This is a genomic window from Amycolatopsis vancoresmycina (assembly GCF_000716785.1).
GTDB lineage: Bacteria > Actinomycetota > Actinomycetes > Mycobacteriales > Pseudonocardiaceae > Amycolatopsis > Amycolatopsis vancoresmycina.
This window is the reverse complement of the sequence record NZ_JNYY01000013.1, coordinates 42546-59887: the sequence shown is the minus strand read 5'-3', so window position 1 is coordinate 59887 and position 17342 is coordinate 42546. Positions and strand designations below refer to the sequence as shown.

The following is a 17342-nucleotide window of genomic DNA, read 5'->3' as shown; positions in this document are numbered from 1 at the left end:
TTATGTTCATCCATAAGAACGTTGTTCGGGACGCTAATATGGCCGGAGTCACAAGTCAACGGCCGGACGGAGGCACACAAATGCCGCAGAAGGTGGACAACCCGGCAGTGGCCGACGGGGCGGCCCCCGCCGAGTCCTCGGGCGTCAAGTCCGCGCGGCGCGCTGTCGACCTCATCGAGACCTTCGCGGCGAACGACGTCTGGCTCTCGCTGTCCGACCTGCACGCGCGCACCGGCTTCCCCCGCTCGTCGCTGCACGGCCTGCTGCGGACACTGCTGGAGGCGGGCTGGCTGGAGGCGGACACCAACACCGCCCGCTACCGCCTCGGCGTCCGCGCGCTGATCTGCGGCACGGCGTACCTGGACCGCGACGCCGTCGTCCCGTTCGCCACCGAAGCCCTCGAGCGGATCCGGGAGAAGACCGGCTTCACCGCGCACTTCGCGCGCCGCAACGGCACCGAGGTCGTCTACCTGGAGACGCGGGAGTCGCAGCGTTCGACCCACCTCGTCTCCCGCGTCGGGCGCACGCTGCCCGCGCACGCGACGGCGCTGGGCAAGGCCCTGCTGGCCGAGCTGACGCACGACGAGATCGAGGCGCTGATGCCGGCGTCGCTGACCGCCCTGACGCCGAACACCATCACCACGCTCGATGGCCTGCACGCCGAGTGCGCCGCGACGCGCGAGCGCGGGTACGCCGCGGAGATCGAGGAAGGCACGCTCGGCGTCCGGTGCGTCGCCGCGGTGATCCCGTACCGCATCCCGGGCACCGACGCGATCAGCTGCTCGATGCCGATCGCCCAGGTGAGCGACGACGACGCCCGCCGCGTCGGCGAACTGCTCGCCGAAACCACCGCCGAGCTCGGGCAGCAGCTGCGCCGGGCCGGCATCCGCTAACACCCAGTCCGCCGCCATTCCCTGTTAGGAGAGGAACTCCATGACGGACCAGCGTGTGCTCATCACCGGGTCGGCGGGTGTCGTCGGCACCCTGATGCGCCCCCGCCTGAAGCGCGAAGGCCGGGTGCTGCGCCTGTTCGACGTCGCCCCGCAGACGGCATCGGACGCCTCCGAAGAGATCGTGACGGCGTCGGTGACCGATCCGGCGGCGATGGCGGCGGCGTGCGAAGGCGTCGACGCGCTGATCCACCTGGGCGGGCACAGCCGCGAGAACTCGTGGGAGGCGACCCTCGACGTCAACATCAACGGGACGCAGACGGTACTGGCGGCGGCGCAGGCGGCGGGGATCCGGCGGGTGGTCCTGGCGTCGAGCAACCACGCGGTGGGCTTCCGCCGGGTCGATTCCGACCTGCCGGCCGACTCGTCCCCGCGACCGGACACCTACTACGGCGTCTCCAAGGCGGCGATCGAGGCGCTGGGCAGCCTGTACCACTCCCGCTTCGGCATGGACGTCATCGTGATCCGCATCGGCTCGTGCTTCGAGACGCCGTTGCCGCTGGGCCCCCGCGGCCTGACGACGTGGCTCTCCCCCGACGACGGCGCCCGGCTGTTCGAGGCGTGCCTCTCGGCGCCTTCGCCGGGGTACCGGCTGATCTGGGGCGTCTCGGACAACACGCGCCGGATCTACTCCCTGGAGGAGGCGGAGGCGCTGGGCTACAAGTCACTGGACGACGCGGAGGTGTACGCCGACCAGCTGGCCTCGAAGCCCGCACCCACGGGGGCGGCGGCCGAGTACGTCGGCGGCCCGTTCTGCACCGCTCCCCTGGGCGCGTTCAACCCGCTCTGACGGGCTCGGGGAAGCCGCGGAGGTACTAGTACCTTCGCGGCTTCCGCCGGTCCCGGGTCCTCGCCAGGGTGGCCGCCATGATCTTGACATCCCGCCGCGCCCGGAAGTGGACGATCGGGGTGGCGAGCGCGCTCGTCGTCGTCCTCGCCGCCGCCTACCCGCTCCTCCAGGTGGCGGACTCGCCCACCTTCCAGTTCTTCGGCACGCTCGTGAACCGCGTCGACACCACCGAGCAGGTCGTCGCCCTCACCTTCGACGACGGGCCCGACCCCGCCGGTACCCACACGATCCTCGACACGCTGAAAAGCCGTCAGGTGCCCGCGACCTTCTTCCTCATCGGCCGCGACATCGCCGCGCACCCCGGGCTCGCCGGGGACATCGCCGCCGCCGGGCACGAGATCGGCAACCACAGCTTCAGCCACGACCGCATGATCGGGGTGACGCCGGCCTGGGTCGCCGACGAGGTCGAAGCCACCGACGCGCTGATCCGCACGACCGGTTACGCCGGCGAGATCCTCTTCCGGCCGCCGTACGGCAAGAAGCTGCTCGCCCTCCCGCACTACCTGGCCGAGCACCACCGCACGACGATCACCTGGGACGTCGCGCCGGATTCCGACGGCACCCCGGACGCGGCCACCGTCGAACGGGCCGTCGTCGACCAGGTCCGGCCGGGCTCGATCGTGCTGCTGCACGCCATGTACGCCGGCCGCGAGCAGACGCGCCGGGCGATCGGGCCGATCCTCGACCGGCTCAAGCAGCGCGGCTTCCGGTTCGTGACCGTGTCGCAGCTGCTGGCAGCCCGGCACTGACGACCCACTGGCCGTCCCGCGGCCCGAACGACACCGTTCCCCCGGCCGCCGCGGCCTGCTCCGCGAGCCCCGCCAGCCCGTAGCCGGATCCCGGAGACGGCGGTGCCTTGAGCGTGTTGCGCGCCGTGATCGTCAGCCGCGCACCGGCGTCGACGTCGAGCCGGAGGCGGACGCCAGGTCCGTTGTGCCGCAACGCGTTCACCGCGACCTCGGCGACGAACCGCTCCGCGAGCTCACGGACCGGGCGCGGCAACTCGGGCAGCACGGGGTCGCGGTCCAGGACCAGGCCCGCGGTGCGGAGCCGGGCCAGCACCTCGGCGAGGTCCGGCGCCCGTTCGGCGTCCTCGTGCAGGTCGTCCAGCGTGCGGCGGACGAGCGTCAGCGCACCGCGCCCGGCCGCCAGCAGCGTGTCGAGGCGTTCGCGGTCGGCCTCGGTCAGGTCGCCGACCGCGCGGAGCGTCTCGGCCTGCACGAGCATGACGGCCGTGGTCTGGGCGAGCGTGTCGTGCAGCCGCCGGGCCGCGCGCTCGGCCCGGTCGGCCAGCGCGCGGCGGCGTTCGGCGCCGAGCAGCCACGCGACCGCGCAGATCGTGACGGCGAGGACCGTGCCGTCGAGCGGGCCCTTCGCCGGGAACACGGCCGCGCCGACGGCCAGCGCCGCGGACGCCGCGAGCCCCCGCTGCGGCGTGCTGTACAGCGCGATCAGCACCGGCACGTACATCGCGTTGCGCGGGTGGTCGAGCAGCAGGTGCCCGGCCGTCGCGAGGGTCACCAGGGCCAGCACGGCGGCCGGGAAGCGGCGGGACCACAGCAGCGGGACGAGCTGCACCGCGCTGAGCCCGGCCGCGAACCAGCCCTGGTGCGGCGTCCACGCCCCACTGGCGAAGAACACCGCGGCCACCGCCGACGTCGTGACGAGAGACTGACGCATGGGCCGACAGTAGAGTGCGAACGTGATCCGGGTTCAGGTTGTCGACGACCACGCGCTGGTGCGCGAGGGCATCGCGCTGATCTTGGGCGCGCAGCCGGACCTCTACGTCGTCGCGCAGTACGCGAGCGGACCGGAGCTGCTGGCTTCGGCGGTCACGGCCGACGTCGTGCTGCTCGACCTCTACCTGCCCGGCATGGACGGCCTCGAAGTCCTGCGCCGGCTGGGGCCCGGGGCGCCGCGGGTGCTGATCCTGACCACGGTCGGCCGGCCACGGGAGATCCGCGAGGCGCTCACCGCCGGCGCGGCCGGGTTCGTCCTGAAGGACGCCTCCGGCGACGAGCTGGCGGCCGCCGTCCGCGCCGCCCACCAGGGCGTGACGGCACTGAGCCCGGCGGCGGCGACCGCGCTGAGCGGCGGCGGGACGCTGACCCCGCGCGAGCGGGACGTGCTCGAGCTGCTGGGCGAGGGACTGTCCAATCGCGACATCGCGGCCCGGCTGAGGCTGGCCGAGCGGACGGTGAAGGTGCACGTCGGCAACGTGCTGGCCAAACTCGGGGTCACCAGCCGCACCCAGGCGGCGCTCGTGGCCAGGGACCGCTGAGGGGATTCGACATGACCAGTTCCGCCCGCGACGGCTCGCCGGTACCGGCCGCGGAGCCCGAATACGCCGGCTTCCTGAGCGGGTCCCTTCCCGGTGGCGGCGTCGAGCAGGTGTTCACCGTGGTCCGGCGCCACCACGACGTCGAAGAGGTGTACGTCCGCGACGGGTGGTGGGCTCCGTCGAACCGGCTGCGCGACCTCGAACGGGGTGCGGAATCCCTCGACCGGTACCTGCCGCTCGGCGAGGACGAGGCCGAGCGGGTCACCGCGCGGCTGCCCCGTTCGCGCTGCTTCCTCGTCGACGACGGGCAGGACACCCCGAGCGCGGTGGTCCACCTCGACGGCGGAACCGAGCGGATCTTCGGGCGCGACCTCGAGTGGCGGACGGCCGTCCTCCGCGAAGAGCTGGCCGGCCACCCGCACCTGACCGTCCGGGAGATCACCCCGGGTCAGGAACTCGTCGAGGCCTACCACCTGGCGCGGCGGGTCCGCCAGCTCAAGCAGCGTCACGAATGGGGCGGCGAACGCTGGTACTTCGGGATCTACGAAACGCTGCAGGAGACGTTCGACGTCGGCGCCACGAGCGTCCTCGTCATGACCCGGGCGGGCGATCCCTGGTTCGGGGAGCGCTACGCCGGGCGGGGCCGGTGGGAACCGACCGGCAAGCTGGACAGGATCTGGCGCGGCCGCAGCTACGACGACGAGCTCGCCCTCAGCCCGGCCGAGGCCGAAGCGATCATGAAGCGGCTCGGCTGAGTCGCCGGTTCACCCCTTGACGTACCGGGTCAGCATCGCGACCATCTCGTCCTCCAGCCGCCGGGCGTCGATCGGGTCGGGCTCGGCCAGCAGGTCGTGCACGCCGAGCTCGACGGTGGCGATGACCAGGCGGGCCGCGGTGGCGGTGTCGGCGACGCGGACCTCCGGGTGGCCCTCCAGCAGGTCGCGGGTGTGGCCGACCATGTCCCGCTTCACCCGGCCGATCCGCTCCAGCAGCTCGTTCGACCGCGGGGCCTGCTCCAGCAGCATGCGCAGCAGGTGGGGGTCGTCGAGGTGGGCTTCGACGGCGAGCCGGACGAAGACGCGGAAGATCTCTTCGATCGACTCGGGCAGCGGGCCGGTCAGGACCTTCGCCGCCGCGGCCGTGCCGTCGTCGAGGTGCCGGGTCAGCAGCTCGGCGAGGATCGCGTCCTTGTTCGGGAAGTACTGGTACAGCGAGCCGATCGAAATCCCGGCGCGCTCGGCGATGCGGTTGGTGGTGCCCGCGGCGTAGCCGTGGTCGGCGAAAACGTGAGCAGCCGCGGTCAGGATCCGCTGCCGGGTCAGCTCGGCGCGGACCTGCCGCGGCTGTTTACGTGGCTGGATGCGGCGCTGGTCCGAAGACACGGAACCCTCCGGGAAAGCGAGTAGTCAGGATCTGAGTATTTGCTCATAATTGTGTCATGACCAGCACAAACACGCTGCGCCGCGTCTCCGCGGCCGAGGTGCGGGCGCGGGTCGGCGAGCCCGAGGCGATGATCGCGGCCAAGGTCGGCGACCGCATCGACCCCCACACCCGCCGCTTCATCGCGCACTCGCCCTTCCTCACCCTCGCGACGGCGGACGCGGCCGGCCGCGCCGACTGCTCGCCCCGCGGTGACTACCCCGGCTTCGTCAAGGTCCTCGACGAGCGCACCCTGGCCCTGCCCGACCGGCCCGGCAACAAGCTCGCCGACTCCTTCCGCAACATCGGCGAGAACGACGGCGTCGGCCTGCTGTTCTTCGTCCCCGGCATGCGGGAAACGCTGCGCGTCAACGGAAGCGCGTACGTGACCGACGACCCGGACGTGCTCGCCCGGATGCGCACCGAGGCGAAGGCGCCGATGCTCGCCATCGTCGTCGAGGTCGAGCAGGTCTTCTTCCACTGCGGCCGCGCGCTGATCCGGTCGCGGCTGTGGGACCCGGCGAGCCAGGCGCTCGCGGCGGAACTGCCGTCGGCGGGCGAGATCGCCGCGGAGAAGATGCACCTCGACCCGGCGCTGCTCGACCAGCTCCTCGAAGACGGCTACCGGAAGCTGTACTGACGTGCAGAAGACGATCCTGGAGCGCATCGAGCGGGTGAGCGAAGACGTCGTCTCGCTGGTCCTGCGCGGCGACGACGGCCCGCTGGCGCCGTGGGAGCCGGGCGCGCACATCGACCTGGAGCTGCCGAACTGGCTGACGCGGCAGTATTCGCTGTGCGGCGACCCCGGCGACCTCTCGGCCTACCGGATCGCGGTCCGCCACGACCCGCTGAGCCGCGGCGGCTCCGAGTACGTCCACCTGTTCCTGCAGCCGGGCCGGACCCTGCCGGTTTCGCTGCCCCGCAACCACTTCCCGCTGGTGCCGGCGCCGGCGTACCTGTTCGTGGCGGGCGGGATCGGGATCACGCCGATCATCCCGATGCTGCGGGCCGCCGTCGCGGCCGGTGCCGCGGTGACGCTGGCCTACGCGGGCCGTCCGTTCGCCGCGGAACTCGCTGCGGAGTACGGCGAACGCGTGCGGCTCGGCCGCCCGGACCTCGCGGCGCTGGCGCGGGAGTTCCCGAACGCGGAGGTCTACTGCTGCGGACCGGCGTCGATGGTGGACGCGGCCGAGGCGGCGTTCCCCGCGGTGCACACCGAACGCTTCGAGCCGACCCGGCGCACGTTCGGGCCGGACACCCCGTTCGAGGTGGCGTGCGCCCGCTCCGGCGGCACGATCCAGGTCCCGGCGGACGAGACGCTGCTGGACGCGCTGAACCACGCCGGGCGCCCGGTGCCGTCGGCGTGCCGCGAGGGCGTGTGCGGCAGCTGCGAGGTGGTCGTGCTGGCGGGCGAGCCCGAGCACCGCGACGACATCGGCGCCGCCGCGGGCCGGATGTACCCGTGCGTGTCACGGGCCCTCTCCCCGCGGCTCGTGCTGGACGTCTGACGATCCCGGCCCGGACGCGGCGGATGATCACCCTTGGCGGCCCGCCGGGTGCGTGCACGGCAACGGACTCTCCCCCGCGTCGACCGGCCGGACGCCCAGCGCAGGGCGGGTACCATCGCGAGCAGCCTCGACGGCGAGGAGGCAGCGTGGGCGAACTCGGGCTGGCCGACACGAACGGCATCCTCGCGCTGCCCTGGGTCCGCCCGGACCGGACCAGCGCCGGCCTCGGCTGGGACCGCGTCTACGTCTCCCGCCAGCGGGAACGCCCCTACCGCGCCGAGTTCGGCGCCGCTCGCAGCCACCAGCTGATCCTGCACCTCGACGGCCCGGTCACCGTCCGGCGCGGCGTCGGAACGTCCCGGGAGCAGAGCCGGCGGATGCCCGCCGGCGGGCTCTTCCTGCAGCCGTCGCACGCGGAGCTGTCGGTGGAGCTCGGCGGCGAGCTCGACACAGTGCACGTCTACGTCGACGACGACGCCGTCCAGGAGGCGGCCGGGGAACCCGTGCGGCTCGCCGAGGAGCTCGGCAGCCACGATCCGCTGCTCGAACAGCTCGTCCTCGGCCTCGACGGCGTCGTCCGCGACTGGGAACCCGCCGCCCGCACCTACGCCGACCAGCTCGGCTCGCTCGTCGCCGCCCAGCTCGTGCGCCACCACCGCGCCGGGCACGTCCCCGAGGCCGAGCCGGCTCGCGGCCTCTCCGACCGGCAGTTCGCCCGGGTCCGCGACCTGATGGCCGAACGGCTGGCCGAGCCGGTGCCGCTGGCCGACCTGGCCGCGCTCGCCGGGCTGAGCGTCAGCCAGTTCTCCCGCCGGTTCAAGGCCCGCACCGGCCTGCCGCCGCACCGGTACCTGCTGCGGCTGCGCGTCGAACAGGCCGGGCTGCTGCTGCGCACGGGCGACGACCCGATCGCCGAGATCGCCGTCCGCTGCGGGTTCTCCCACCAGGAGCACCTCACGCGGGTGCTGCGCGCCCAGCTCGGCACCACCCCCGCGGCAGTGCGCCGAGCGGGCTGAAGCACGCGCGTTTCGTGCCGCCGGGCAGCACGAACGTGCAGGACCGGGCCCTTTTCCCACCGGATACTGCCTCGCATGACCTCGTTCAGCTACGCCGCGAACCCCGTCCGGGTGGTCTTCGGCTCGCTCGACACGCTCGGTGCGGAGGCCGGCCGGCTCGGGCTCGGCCGGGTGCTGCTGATCGGCAGCCCGCGGCACGGCGACCGGGCCGCGGCCGCGCTCGGCTCCCGGCTGGCCGCGCGGTTCGAAGACGCCGCGATGCACACACCCGTCGACGTCACCGAACGCGCGCTCAAGGTGGCCGCCGAACACGACGTCGACGGCGTCGTCGCGATCGGCGGCGGCTCGGCGACCGGGCTGGCCAAGGCGATCGCCCTGCACACCGGCCTGCCGCAGCTGATCGTCCCGACGACGTACGCGGGCTCCGAGCTGACGTCCGTCCTCGGCCAGACCGCCGACGGCCGCAAGACCACCCAGCGGGCCGCGAAGGTCCGGCCCGAGGCCGTGCTGTACGACGTCGAGCTGACGCTGACCCTGCCGGTGTCCGTGTCGGCGGCCAGTGGGCTCAACGCCCTCGCGCACGCGGTGGAAGCGACCTACGCCCCGGACGCCACCCCGATGACCGACCTGTTCGCCGCGGAGGCCAAGCGGGTGATCATGAGCGCCCTCCCGCGCGTCGCCGCGAATCCGTCCGATGTGGACGCTCGCACCGACCTGCTGCGGGGTGCCTGGCTGGCCGGGACGTGCCTCGACGCCGCCACGATGGGCCTGCACCACCAGCTGTGCCACCACCTCGGCGGCAAGTTCGGCCTGCCGCACGCCGAAACCCACGCCGTCCTCCTCCCGTACGTCATGGCGCACCAGGGTCTCGACGACGCTGCCGAGGTGTTCGACCTGGCCGCGTCGCTGCCGATCCCGCATTCGCTGGCCGAGCTGGGCCTCACCGAAGCCGACATCGAGGGCGAGCCGGACCTGCTGCGTCAGGCACTGCACGGCACCCGCCCGGCCACGCGCCCGAGCCTGAAGGCGCTCACGAAGCAGGTCGTCGACAGCTTCGCCGGGGCGCCGGACCGCGTGCGCGTCCTCCTATCTGAACTGGTCGAGACGCTGCACGGCTACGCGATCCGCACCGACCTCACCCAGGCCGAGTGGGAGTACGCGATCGGCTTCCTGACCCGCGCCGGGCACATCACCACCGAGACCCGGCAGGAGTTCATCCTGCTGTCGGACACCCTCGGACTGTCGAGCGTCGTCGACGTCCTGACCAACTCGCGGACGCCGGACACGACGCCGTCGGCCGTGCTCGGGCCGTTCTACGTCGACGGGCCGCCGGAAACGCCGCAGGGCACCGACCTCGCCGCCGGGCTTCCCGGCACCCCGCTGCCGGTGGACATCCGCGTGGTCGACACGGACGACGAGCCGGTGGCGGCCGCGGTCGTCGACGTCTGGCAGTCCAATGAGGACGGCTTCTACGACGTCCAGCTGCCCGAAGTGGACGGTCCGGTACTGCGAGCCCGCTTCCGCACCGACGCCGACGGGCGGCTGCGGTTCCGGACGATCGTGCCGAGCGCGTACCCCATTCCCGCCGACGGCCCGGTCGGGCAAATGCTGGACGTCGTCGGGCGGCACCCCTACCGCGCGCCGCACGTGCACTTCATGATCGCCAAGCCCGGCTACCGCACGCTGATCACGCAGCTGTTCGTGGCCGGCGGCGAATACCTCGACTCCGACACCGTCTTCGGGGTCAAGGACGGCCTGATCGTCGACTTCACCGGCGGACTCGACTTCACCTTCCGGATCTCAGGGAGCAGCGCATGACCTACGACACCGACGTCATCGTGGTCGGCAGCGGCCCGGCCGGCGGGTCCGCGGCGCTGCTGCTGGCCACCTACGGCGTGCCCACCGTGCTGGCCACCAAGTACGGCTGGACGGCCAACACGCCCCGGGCCCACATCACCAACCAGCGGACCATGGAGGTGCTGCGCGATCTCGGCGTCGAGGAGAAGGCGCTCGCCGTCGGGACGCCGCCGGAGCTGATGGGTGACACCGTGCTGTGCACGTCGCTGACCGGGCCGGAGATCGGCCGGATCGCCAGCTGGGGCACCGGCGACCGGTCGGCGTCGGAGTACGTCGCGGCGAGCCCGTGCCACATGATCGACCTGCCGCAGACCTACCTCGAACCGATCCTGGTGAGCGAGGCCGCCGCGCGGGGCGCGAAACTGCGGCTGGACACCGAATTCCTGTCGTTCACCCAGGACGAATCCGGGGTCACCGCCCGGTTCTCCGACCGGGTGCGCGGCGACGAGTTCACCCTGCGCGCCAAGTACCTCATCGGGGCCGATGGCGCGCGCAGCCGCGTCGCCGAGCAGGCCGGGCTGCCGATCGCCGGGCAGACCGGTAAGGCGGGCAGCATGAACATCACGTTCACCGCCGACCTCGCGCGGTACGTGGCGCACCGGCCGAGCGTCCTGTACTGGGTGATGCGGCCGGGCGCGCACCTCGGCGGGATCGGGATGGGCCTGGTGCGGATGGTGCGTCCGTGGAACGAATGGCTGCTGACCTGGGGTTACGACATCGCGCAGCCGCCACCGCCGGTGGACGCCGAGGAAGCGACGCGGCTGGTGCGGGACCTGGTCGGCGACCCCGCGCTGGACGTCGAGATCACCTCGACGTCACTGTGGACGGTCAACCACAACTACGCGACCGAGTACCGCAGCGGCCGGGTGTTCTGCGCCGGGGACGCCGTGCACCGGCACCCGCCGTCGAACGGGCTGGGGTCGAACACGTCCGTTCAGGACTCTTACAACCTGGCGTGGAAGCTCGCGATGGTGCTGCGCGGCGAAGCGGGCGAGGGCCTGCTGGACAGCTACACGGCCGAACGGGCGCCGGTGGGCAAGCAGATCGTCGACCGGGCGAACCTCAGCCGCGACCAGTTCGGGCCGATCTTCGCCGCGCTCGGCATCTCCGGCGACACCGACGCCGACGGCATCACGGCCGGGCTCGAAACGTGCCTCGCGCCGACGGCCGAGGGCGCGCGGAAACGGCGTGAGCTGGAGGAAGCGATCGAGCTCAAGCACTACGAGTTCAACGCGCACGGCGTCGAGCTGGACCAGCGGTACGCGTCCGGCGCGGTGCTGCCCGACGGCGTCCCGGCTCCTCCCGGCCGCGATCCGGAACTGTTCCACCGGCCGAGCACCGAGCCGGGCGCGAAGCTGCCGCACGCCTGGCTGGTCGGCCCGCACGGCCGTCGCGTGTCCACTTTGGACCTCGTGGCCGGCGGCCGCTGGACGCTCCTGACCGGCCTCACCGGCAAGCCGTGGCTCGACGCGGCGGCCAAGGCCGGCGCCGAGCTGGGCCTGGACCTGCGGACGGTCCGCATCGGCGACCCCGGCGCCCGCGACGCCTACGGCGACTGGTCCCGCCTCAGCGCCATCGACGAGGACGGCTGCCTCCTCATCCGCCCCGACGCCTACATCGCCTTCCGCCACCCCACGTCGTCCCCCACCCCCGCCGCAACCCTCCTCAAGGCCCTCCACCACCTTCTCTCCCGCCCGTAAGGGTCGGTTCGCGTACCCAGACGGTCGGTTCGCGTATCTGGAGGGTCGGTTCGCGAGCCGACCCTCCAGATACGCGAACCGACTCCCGGGGTACGCGAACCGACCGTTACGTGACGACGTGGGTGAGGGTCACCGGGGTTTTCGGGGGGCCGCTGCCGTCGCCGATGCCCGGTTTGGCCGGATCGATTCCGGCGCGGGCGATCGTGTCGAGGGTTTCCAGGCCCGGGTCGTCGATGCTGCCGAAGACCGTGTACTCCGGTGGGATGTTCGTGTCGCCGAAGACCAGGAAGAACTGGGAGCCGCCGGAGTCCGGCTCGGTCGTCTTCGCCATCGCGAGGACGCCGCGGCCGTACGTCAGCTGGGGGAACACCTCGTCGCGGATCGTGTAGCCCGGGCCGCCGGTGCCGTCGCCGACCGGGTCGCCGCACTGGAGCATCTGCAGCCCGGTGATCACCGACAGCCGGTGGCACGACGTGCCGTCGTAGAACCCTTGCCGGGCCAGGCTCAGGAAGTTGACCACGGTGCACGGCGCCAGCGCGCGGTCCAGCGTCAGCCCGATGTCGCCCGCGGTCGTCGCCAGCCGCACTTGCGCCGTCCCGGTCGACGGCGCCGGGCCGTCCGGCGGCAGCGCGGCCTTCTTCGGGGCCGGTGAGCCCGGGTCGGGGGTGAACGCGCACGTCACCGGGTCGGCCAGCGGTCTCGGCCGCTTCGGCATCGGGGCCCGCTCGCCCGGGATCGCGGCCGGTGAGCCCGGCGCCACCGACGGCGAGGCCGAGGACGACGACGTCGGTGCCCAGAACGCGCCGCCGGCGTCGGTGTGCGGCGCGCGCAGGAACCCGGGGTAGCCCCAGGCCAGGAAGGCCAGCGCCATCACCACGACGACCACCACCGACCCGGTGACCAGCACGATCGTCGTCGTCGACGACGGCTTCGGCGGCACGGGCGGCTGCCACGGCGAGAACTGGCCAGGTCTGCCGTCCGGCTCGCTCATCAACGCTCCCCTCGTCGGAGAGCACCATACTGCCGTGCGAGCCGGCTTCCCGGGCGCGAACCCGGGAAGCCGGCTCAGCTCACGGCAGGCCCCAAGGCTCGCCCGGACCGCCCGGCGTCACCGGCCGGACGCCGAAGTCCGGCCGGTCCCCCTTCCGGTACACGAACGCGTCCTCGCCGCACCCGAGTTCGACCTGGACGTCCCCGTTGGCCAGCCGCCGCCAGCGACGCGCCCGGCCGCGCGCGTCGGTCACCGCGAGGTCGCCGTCGATACCCGGCCGCAGCACGCACGGCGACCCGGCCTCGCTGTGCACCTTCAGCCACCGCGTCGTCCCGCCGGCGCGGGACGCGCTGAGCAGGAACGCGCCTTCGGTGCGGAAGTCCCGCAGCGCGACGTCGCCCCAGGCCGCGGGCACCGCCGGGAACAGCCGGACCACCCCGCCCCAGCTCTGCACGAGCATGTCCTGCAGGGACTTCGCCGCCGACAACGGCGTCTCGATGACCGGCCCGGACTCCTTGTACATCGTGTTCGGCTGGATGTACCGCCGCTGCAGCTCGCCGAGGTAGAACGCGGCCTGGTCGCCGCGCAGCATCTGCGCCGAGATCGACGCCGCCCCGGTGAACGTGTAGCCCTGCAGGGCGCCTTCGAAGCCGACCCAGTGGTTCAGCGACGTCTCGATGATCGCCCGGTGCTCCGGCTGCTCCCAGGTGACGTCGTGGAGCGGGTAGATCTGCAGCAGGTGCGAATAGTGCCGGTGCGACTTCGCGAACGGCACCCCGGCGCCGATCATGTAGCCGTTGACGTCGGCCGGGTAGTCGACGAGGTTCGCGAGCACGTCCCGCCAGCGCGGCACCAGCGGATCGCCGGGCGCGGTCTGCAGCAGCGTCTTGCAGCCCCACCGGATCAGGGACAGGTCGTAGTTGCAGTCGGGTGCGTTGACGCCGTACTCGGGCGAGAACGTCGGCGGCAGGTGCAGCTTCCCGTCCGCGCCCGGCGCGAGGAAGTGCAGGTAGTAGTTGATCGCCTTGCGCAGCAACGGGAACAGCGTGTCCCGCAGCAGCGCGCGGTCCATCGTGTGCCGGTAGGACAGCCACACGTTGTGCAGCGCCCAGGTCAGGTTGCCGACCTCCGGCGTCGGCGTGTCCTGGCCCGGGATCCCGACGGGGAACCCGCTGGTGGCGTTCGAGACGCCGTTGAGCAGCGTCATGTCGGTCGTGCGCGGGATGCCGGCCGAATCGGCCTGGTAGGGCTGGGCGACCTGGCTGGTCAGGTTCGCGCGGTACTTGTCCAGCGCGTGGCTGACCGCGTCCAGCTCCAGGTGGTTCGAGCCGTGGATCAGCCAGTACTCGAGCTGGACGTTGAGGTTCCACCAGGTCGCCGGCCACGGCGTGTTCTCCAGCCACGGCCCGGACGTCGCCATCACCGGCGCCTCGCGCCGGGCCGCCGAGGCGACCTTGTACAGCTGGATCCAGTAGAAGCTCTGCAGCCGGGTGTCCGGAATGGACAGGAAGCTTTGCCGATAGTAGTCGTGCCACCAGCGCCGGTGGTCCTGGGCCGACGCGGCGAACGGGAGCGCGCGGCGGACCGTCCCCAGCGCCCGTGCCACCGACGTCTTTTCGGGGTGGGACCAGGCCACCGACGTGTACAGCGTGCGCGCGCCGCCGCGCGTGACCTCGCGCCAGGCCGTCACGTGCTCACCGCCGGCCAGCAGCGGCTGGACGGCCAGCTGCGCGTCACCGCTCGCCGACAGCTGCACCGGCGGGTTCGCGGTGTACCCGGCCGGTGGCGGCTTGTTCCACACCGGATCGGCGCGCGGGCTGACCGCCACCGCCGGGTGGAACACCCACTTGAACGCCCGCTCCCCTTCGGACGGCCGGATTTCGACGGCGAGCAACGACTGTCCGGTGTGGACGATCGCGCGCAGGCTCAGGCTGCCCGCGGCCGTCGTGATCGTGCCGGTCAGCTCGGCGTTCCACAGGTCCATCCGCCAGTCGATCGCGGTGATCGCGCCGACCGGCTCGAGCGTGAAGTACCCGATCGGCAGCCGGGCCAGGCCGAACAGCGAGCCGAACTCCGGCCGGTGGTCCTGCACCTGGCTGTGCTGGACGTTGAACCGGATCGCGTTCCGCCCGGGCTCGGCGTAGATGCCGGAGCCGAGGAAACCGTTGCCCAGGAACGGTCCCTCGTACCAGGTCTTCGGCAGCCGCCGCCAGTACAGGTCCGCGGTGCCCAGGAACCCGGCCCAGCCGAAGTCGTCGCTCCCCGGTTCCGCCGGCGCCGGGGTGAATCCGGTCGCGCCGGCCGCCAGCCCGGCCAGCGCGCCGCCGAGCACGGTTCTGCGGGTGATGTCCATTCGACCTCCTTGTCGAGGAGCGGGTTCAGCTCGGCAGGCCCCACGCCGGCGCGGGCCCGAGCGCGGGGACGTCCCGCGGCGCGAAGTCGGGCCGGCCGCCCCGCGGGGTGACGACGGCGGTGCCGCCGCGGCGCAGCCCGATCGCGATCCGTCCCGGCCCGGCCGCGCGCCACGGCAGGCGCCGGCCGTGCTCGTCGCGGACGTCGACGTCCCCGGCGACGCCGTGCTGGAGCACCAGGGGTTCCCCCGCTTCGCTGTGCACGCGGACGAATTCGGTCCTGCCGTCGCGGCGGGAGGCGTCCACCAGGAACGCGCCTTCCGCGCGCAACCCGGCGATCGAGGCGTCGCGCCAGGTCGCGGAGACCGACGGGAAGACCTTGAGCACGCCACCGGATCCCTGCATCAGCATGTCCACAACGGACTGGGCCGCGGTGATCGGGCTCTCGATGGCGAAGTTGGAGCCCTCGCGGTACATCGTGTTGGCGGTCAACTCGGTGTCGGCCACGACGTTGCGGCCGAGGAAGAACTTGAGGTACCGCAACGCTTCCTCGGGCGCGTCCATCACCGACTTCATCGACGACGCGGCCGCGTAGCTGTAGCCGTGCCAGGCGGATTGGTCGGCCGCCCAGTGGTCGAAGGTGCGCGTCATGAGGTCGCGGTCGCCCGGGGTGTCCCAGACCCTCTCCCGCAGCGGGTACAGCCACAGCAGGTGCGAGAAGTGCCGGTGCGACGCGGCCAGCGGAACGCCGTCGCCGATCAGCACGCCGTTGGCGGGATCTTCGTGGTAGGGCACGAGTTTCGCGGCGATCTCCCGCCAGATCGGCACGCGCGGCTCGTCCAGGCACAGCAGCCGGGCCGAATCGGCGAGCGTCCGGGCCGCCCAGCGGATCAGCGACAGGTCGTAGGTGCAGTCGGGTGCGTCGGCGTACTCCGGCGACCGGGTCAGCGGCAGGTGCAGTGCCCCGTCCGGGCCGGTGAACAGGAAGTGGCGGTAGAAGTTCAGCGCCTTCGCCAGCGTCGGGTACAGGACATCGCGGAGCACGCGCCGGTCCATGTGGTGCCGGTAGGCCAGCCACACGTTGTGCAGGCCCCACAACAGGTTCCCGGTCTGGTCGGTCTTGGACGTCGTCCCCGGGACGCCCACCGAGCGCGTGCCGCCGGGCCGCAACCGCCAGTCACCGGGGTGTGAGAGGGCGTAGGTGTCGCCGTCGCGGTACGCAGGCGGGACGGACACCTCCAGGTTCGCGTGGTCGCGCCGGAAGGTCTCGGTGACGGCGTCGAGCTCGGGGTGGTTGGTGCTGTTGACGATCGGGTAGGTGACCTGGACGTTGAGGTTCCACCAGACGGCGGTCCAGCTGTTGCCGACCTCGGGGAACCACGGTCCCCATTCGGAGACGACCGGTCCGTCCGCGCGGGTGGCGGCGGCGATCTTGTAGAGCTGGATCCAGTAGAACCGCTGCACCTGCTTGTCGGGCACCGAAACGAAGCTGCGCCGGTGGTAGTCGTTCCACCAGCGGCGGTGCCGGGCGAGCAAGGCGTCCGGCCACGCGGCAAGCGCTTTCCGGACGGCGTTCCGGGCGTCCGCGGTGTGCGTCGTGCCCGGGAAGCTGTAGGCGACGGTGGCGGCGAGCAGCCGTCGCGTGCCGATGGCGCGTTCCTGCCACGCCGTGGTGTACCCACCGCCGGCGAGCATCGGCTGGGCGCAGTAGCCCTCGGCCTGCTCGGGCGCGGGGTTGGCGACGTACTCGGGCGGCTTGCGGACGGTCCGGGTGGTCGCGGATTCGAGGGGCTGGAACGCCCACACGGCCTTTGCCTCCCCCGCACTCGGCGTCAGCGAAACGAGCAGCACGCTCAGGTCGTTGTGCACGACAGCGGAGAAGGCGACCGAACCTCGTGTGGTGGTGATGGTGCCGCCGAGCTCGGCGTTGTAGAGGTCGAGCGTCCAGTCGACGGCGGTGATGGCGCCGGCCAGGGTGAGCGTGAGGTAGCCGATGGGCAGCCGCGAGAGCCCGATCCCGGCTTCCCACTGGATGCGCTGGTCCTGGACCTGGCTGTGGCTGAGCATGATCTTGAGGGTTTCCGGCGTTTTCCCGGCGTAGACCTGGGCGCCGAGGTAGCCGTTGGCGAGGAACGGGCCTTCCTGCCAGTTCTTCGGCAGCCGCCGCCACACCATCCGCGCATCGGCGGCGACATCCCGGTGCGGGTCGGCGCTCGCGAGCGCGGGCGGCGCCGCGCGCGCCCACAGGCCCCCGAAGGCAGCGGCCCCGGCGAGGACCGAGGCCGACCGGAGCACCGTCCGCCTGGACACAGAGTCCATAAAGCATCCTCCGAACTCATACGACGTTTCGGCGAGATCATGCGGCGGCGTCCGGTCATACTTGCAGAGAGGTGCCCAAAACACCAGAGCAGTTCACCCG

At 72.3% G+C, this 17342-nt stretch carries 15 protein-coding genes; 10 read left to right on the top strand and 5 right to left on the bottom strand.

The window, feature by feature from the left end:
• Positions 1 to 80: 80 nt before the first annotated feature.
• The 3 genes from OO60_RS28090 (at position 81) to OO60_RS28080 (ending at position 2549) form a co-directional block, all read left to right on the top strand.
• Positions 81 to 893, top strand: coding sequence for an IclR family transcriptional regulator (locus OO60_RS28090; protein ID WP_003063538.1), 813 nt, complete (start codon positions 81 to 83; stop codon positions 891 to 893).
• A 40-nt stretch (positions 894 to 933) separates the two neighbouring features.
• A complete protein-coding gene (locus OO60_RS28085) occupies positions 934 to 1740 on the top strand; it encodes an NAD-dependent epimerase/dehydratase family protein (RefSeq protein WP_003063540.1) in 807 nt (268 codons plus the stop codon).
• Between the two features lie 77 nt (positions 1741 to 1817).
• Positions 1818 to 2549, top strand: coding sequence for a polysaccharide deacetylase family protein (locus tag OO60_RS28080; RefSeq protein ID WP_033262448.1), 732 nt, complete (start codon positions 1818 to 1820; stop codon positions 2547 to 2549).
• On the opposite strand, the gene OO60_RS28075 is transcribed toward OO60_RS28080, so the two are convergent.
• The gene (locus OO60_RS28075; RefSeq protein WP_033262447.1) at positions 2491 to 3480 is read right to left on the bottom strand and encodes a histidine kinase; all 990 of its coding nucleotides are present in this window, start codon (positions 3478 to 3480) and stop codon (positions 2491 to 2493) included. The genes OO60_RS28080 and OO60_RS28075 overlap by 59 nt on opposite strands.
• A 22-nt stretch (positions 3481 to 3502) precedes the next feature.
• Between OO60_RS28075 and OO60_RS28070 the strand changes: the two genes are divergently transcribed.
• Positions 3503 to 4081, top strand: a complete 579-nt coding sequence (locus OO60_RS28070; protein WP_033262446.1) for a LuxR C-terminal-related transcriptional regulator — start codon at positions 3503 to 3505, stop codon at positions 4079 to 4081.
• 11 nt (positions 4082 to 4092) lie between these two features.
• Complete coding sequence (locus OO60_RS28065; protein ID WP_003063548.1) at positions 4093 to 4836, top strand: hypothetical protein; 744 nt, start codon at positions 4093 to 4095, stop codon at positions 4834 to 4836.
• Between the two features lie 9 nt (positions 4837 to 4845).
• Here OO60_RS28065 and OO60_RS28060 read toward each other — a convergent pair whose 3' ends face one another.
• Complete coding sequence (locus tag OO60_RS28060) at positions 4846 to 5463, bottom strand: TetR/AcrR family transcriptional regulator (RefSeq protein WP_003063551.1); 618 nt, start codon at positions 5461 to 5463, stop codon at positions 4846 to 4848.
• Positions 5464 to 5519: 56 nt separating this feature from the next.
• Between OO60_RS28060 and OO60_RS28055 the strand changes: the two genes are divergently transcribed.
• The 5 genes from OO60_RS28055 (at position 5520) to OO60_RS28035 (ending at position 11581) form a co-directional block, all read left to right on the top strand.
• Positions 5520 to 6140 (top strand): MSMEG_1061 family FMN-dependent PPOX-type flavoprotein, encoded by a 621-nt coding sequence (locus tag OO60_RS28055; protein ID WP_003063554.1) that lies wholly within the window; start codon positions 5520 to 5522, stop codon positions 6138 to 6140.
• Between the two features lies 1 nt (position 6141).
• Positions 6142 to 7008, top strand: a complete 867-nt coding sequence (locus OO60_RS28050; RefSeq protein WP_003063556.1) for a PDR/VanB family oxidoreductase — start codon at positions 6142 to 6144, stop codon at positions 7006 to 7008.
• A gap of 146 nt (positions 7009 to 7154) precedes the next feature.
• Positions 7155 to 8024, top strand: a complete 870-nt coding sequence (locus OO60_RS28045; protein ID WP_003063558.1) for a helix-turn-helix domain-containing protein — start codon at positions 7155 to 7157, stop codon at positions 8022 to 8024.
• A 75-nt stretch (positions 8025 to 8099) separates the two neighbouring features.
• A complete protein-coding gene (locus OO60_RS28040) occupies positions 8100 to 9842 on the top strand; it encodes a maleylacetate reductase and hydroxyquinol 1,2-dioxygenase domain-containing protein (protein WP_033262445.1) in 1743 nt (580 codons plus the stop codon).
• Entirely contained in the window at positions 9839 to 11581 is a 1743-nt protein-coding gene (locus tag OO60_RS28035) for an FAD-dependent oxidoreductase (RefSeq protein ID WP_004559985.1), read from the top strand. Before OO60_RS28040 ends, OO60_RS28035 begins: the two co-directional genes overlap by 4 nt.
• A 106-nt stretch (positions 11582 to 11687) precedes the next feature.
• On the opposite strand, the gene OO60_RS28030 is transcribed toward OO60_RS28035, so the two are convergent.
• The 3 genes from OO60_RS28030 to OO60_RS28020 form a co-directional block, all read right to left on the bottom strand.
• Positions 11688 to 12572, bottom strand: a complete 885-nt coding sequence (locus OO60_RS28030) for a peptidylprolyl isomerase (RefSeq protein WP_004559983.1) — start codon at positions 12570 to 12572, stop codon at positions 11688 to 11690.
• A gap of 79 nt (positions 12573 to 12651) precedes the next feature.
• Entirely contained in the window at positions 12652 to 14925 is a 2274-nt protein-coding gene (locus tag OO60_RS28025) for a glycosyl hydrolase family 95 catalytic domain-containing protein (protein WP_033262444.1), read from the bottom strand.
• Positions 14926 to 14950: 25 nt separating this feature from the next.
• Positions 14951 to 17242, bottom strand: coding sequence for a glycosyl hydrolase family 95 catalytic domain-containing protein (locus tag OO60_RS28020; RefSeq protein ID WP_033262443.1), 2292 nt, complete (start codon positions 17240 to 17242; stop codon positions 14951 to 14953).
• Between the last annotated feature and the right edge of the window lie 100 nt (positions 17243 to 17342).

Bases quoted from the DNA above. Each gene is read 5' to 3' on its own strand.
- OO60_RS28090 (WP_003063538.1), top strand. From the start codon at position 81: ATGCCGCAGAAGGTGGACAACCCGGCAGTGGCCGACGGGGCGGCCCCC.
- OO60_RS28085 (WP_003063540.1), top strand. From the start codon at position 934: ATGACGGACCAGCGTGTGCTCATCACCGGGTCGGCGGGTGTCGTCGGC.
- OO60_RS28080 (WP_033262448.1), top strand. From the start codon at position 1,818: ATGATCTTGACATCCCGCCGCGCCCGGAAGTGGACGATCGGGGTGGCG.
- OO60_RS28075 (WP_033262447.1), bottom strand. From the start codon at position 3,480: ATGCGTCAGTCTCTCGTCACGACGTCGGCGGTGGCCGCGGTGTTCTTC.
- OO60_RS28065 (WP_003063548.1), top strand. From the start codon at position 4,093: ATGACCAGTTCCGCCCGCGACGGCTCGCCGGTACCGGCCGCGGAGCCC.
- OO60_RS28055 (WP_003063554.1), top strand. From the start codon at position 5,520: ATGACCAGCACAAACACGCTGCGCCGCGTCTCCGCGGCCGAGGTGCGG.
- OO60_RS28040 (WP_033262445.1), top strand. From the start codon at position 8,100: ATGACCTCGTTCAGCTACGCCGCGAACCCCGTCCGGGTGGTCTTCGGC.
- OO60_RS28035 (WP_004559985.1), top strand. From the start codon at position 9,839: ATGACCTACGACACCGACGTCATCGTGGTCGGCAGCGGCCCGGCCGGC.
- OO60_RS28030 (WP_004559983.1), bottom strand. From the start codon at position 12,572: ATGAGCGAGCCGGACGGCAGACCTGGCCAGTTCTCGCCGTGGCAGCCG.
- OO60_RS28025 (WP_033262444.1), bottom strand. From the start codon at position 14,925: ATGGACATCACCCGCAGAACCGTGCTCGGCGGCGCGCTGGCCGGGCTG.
- OO60_RS28020 (WP_033262443.1), bottom strand. From the start codon at position 17,242: ATGGACTCTGTGTCCAGGCGGACGGTGCTCCGGTCGGCCTCGGTCCTC.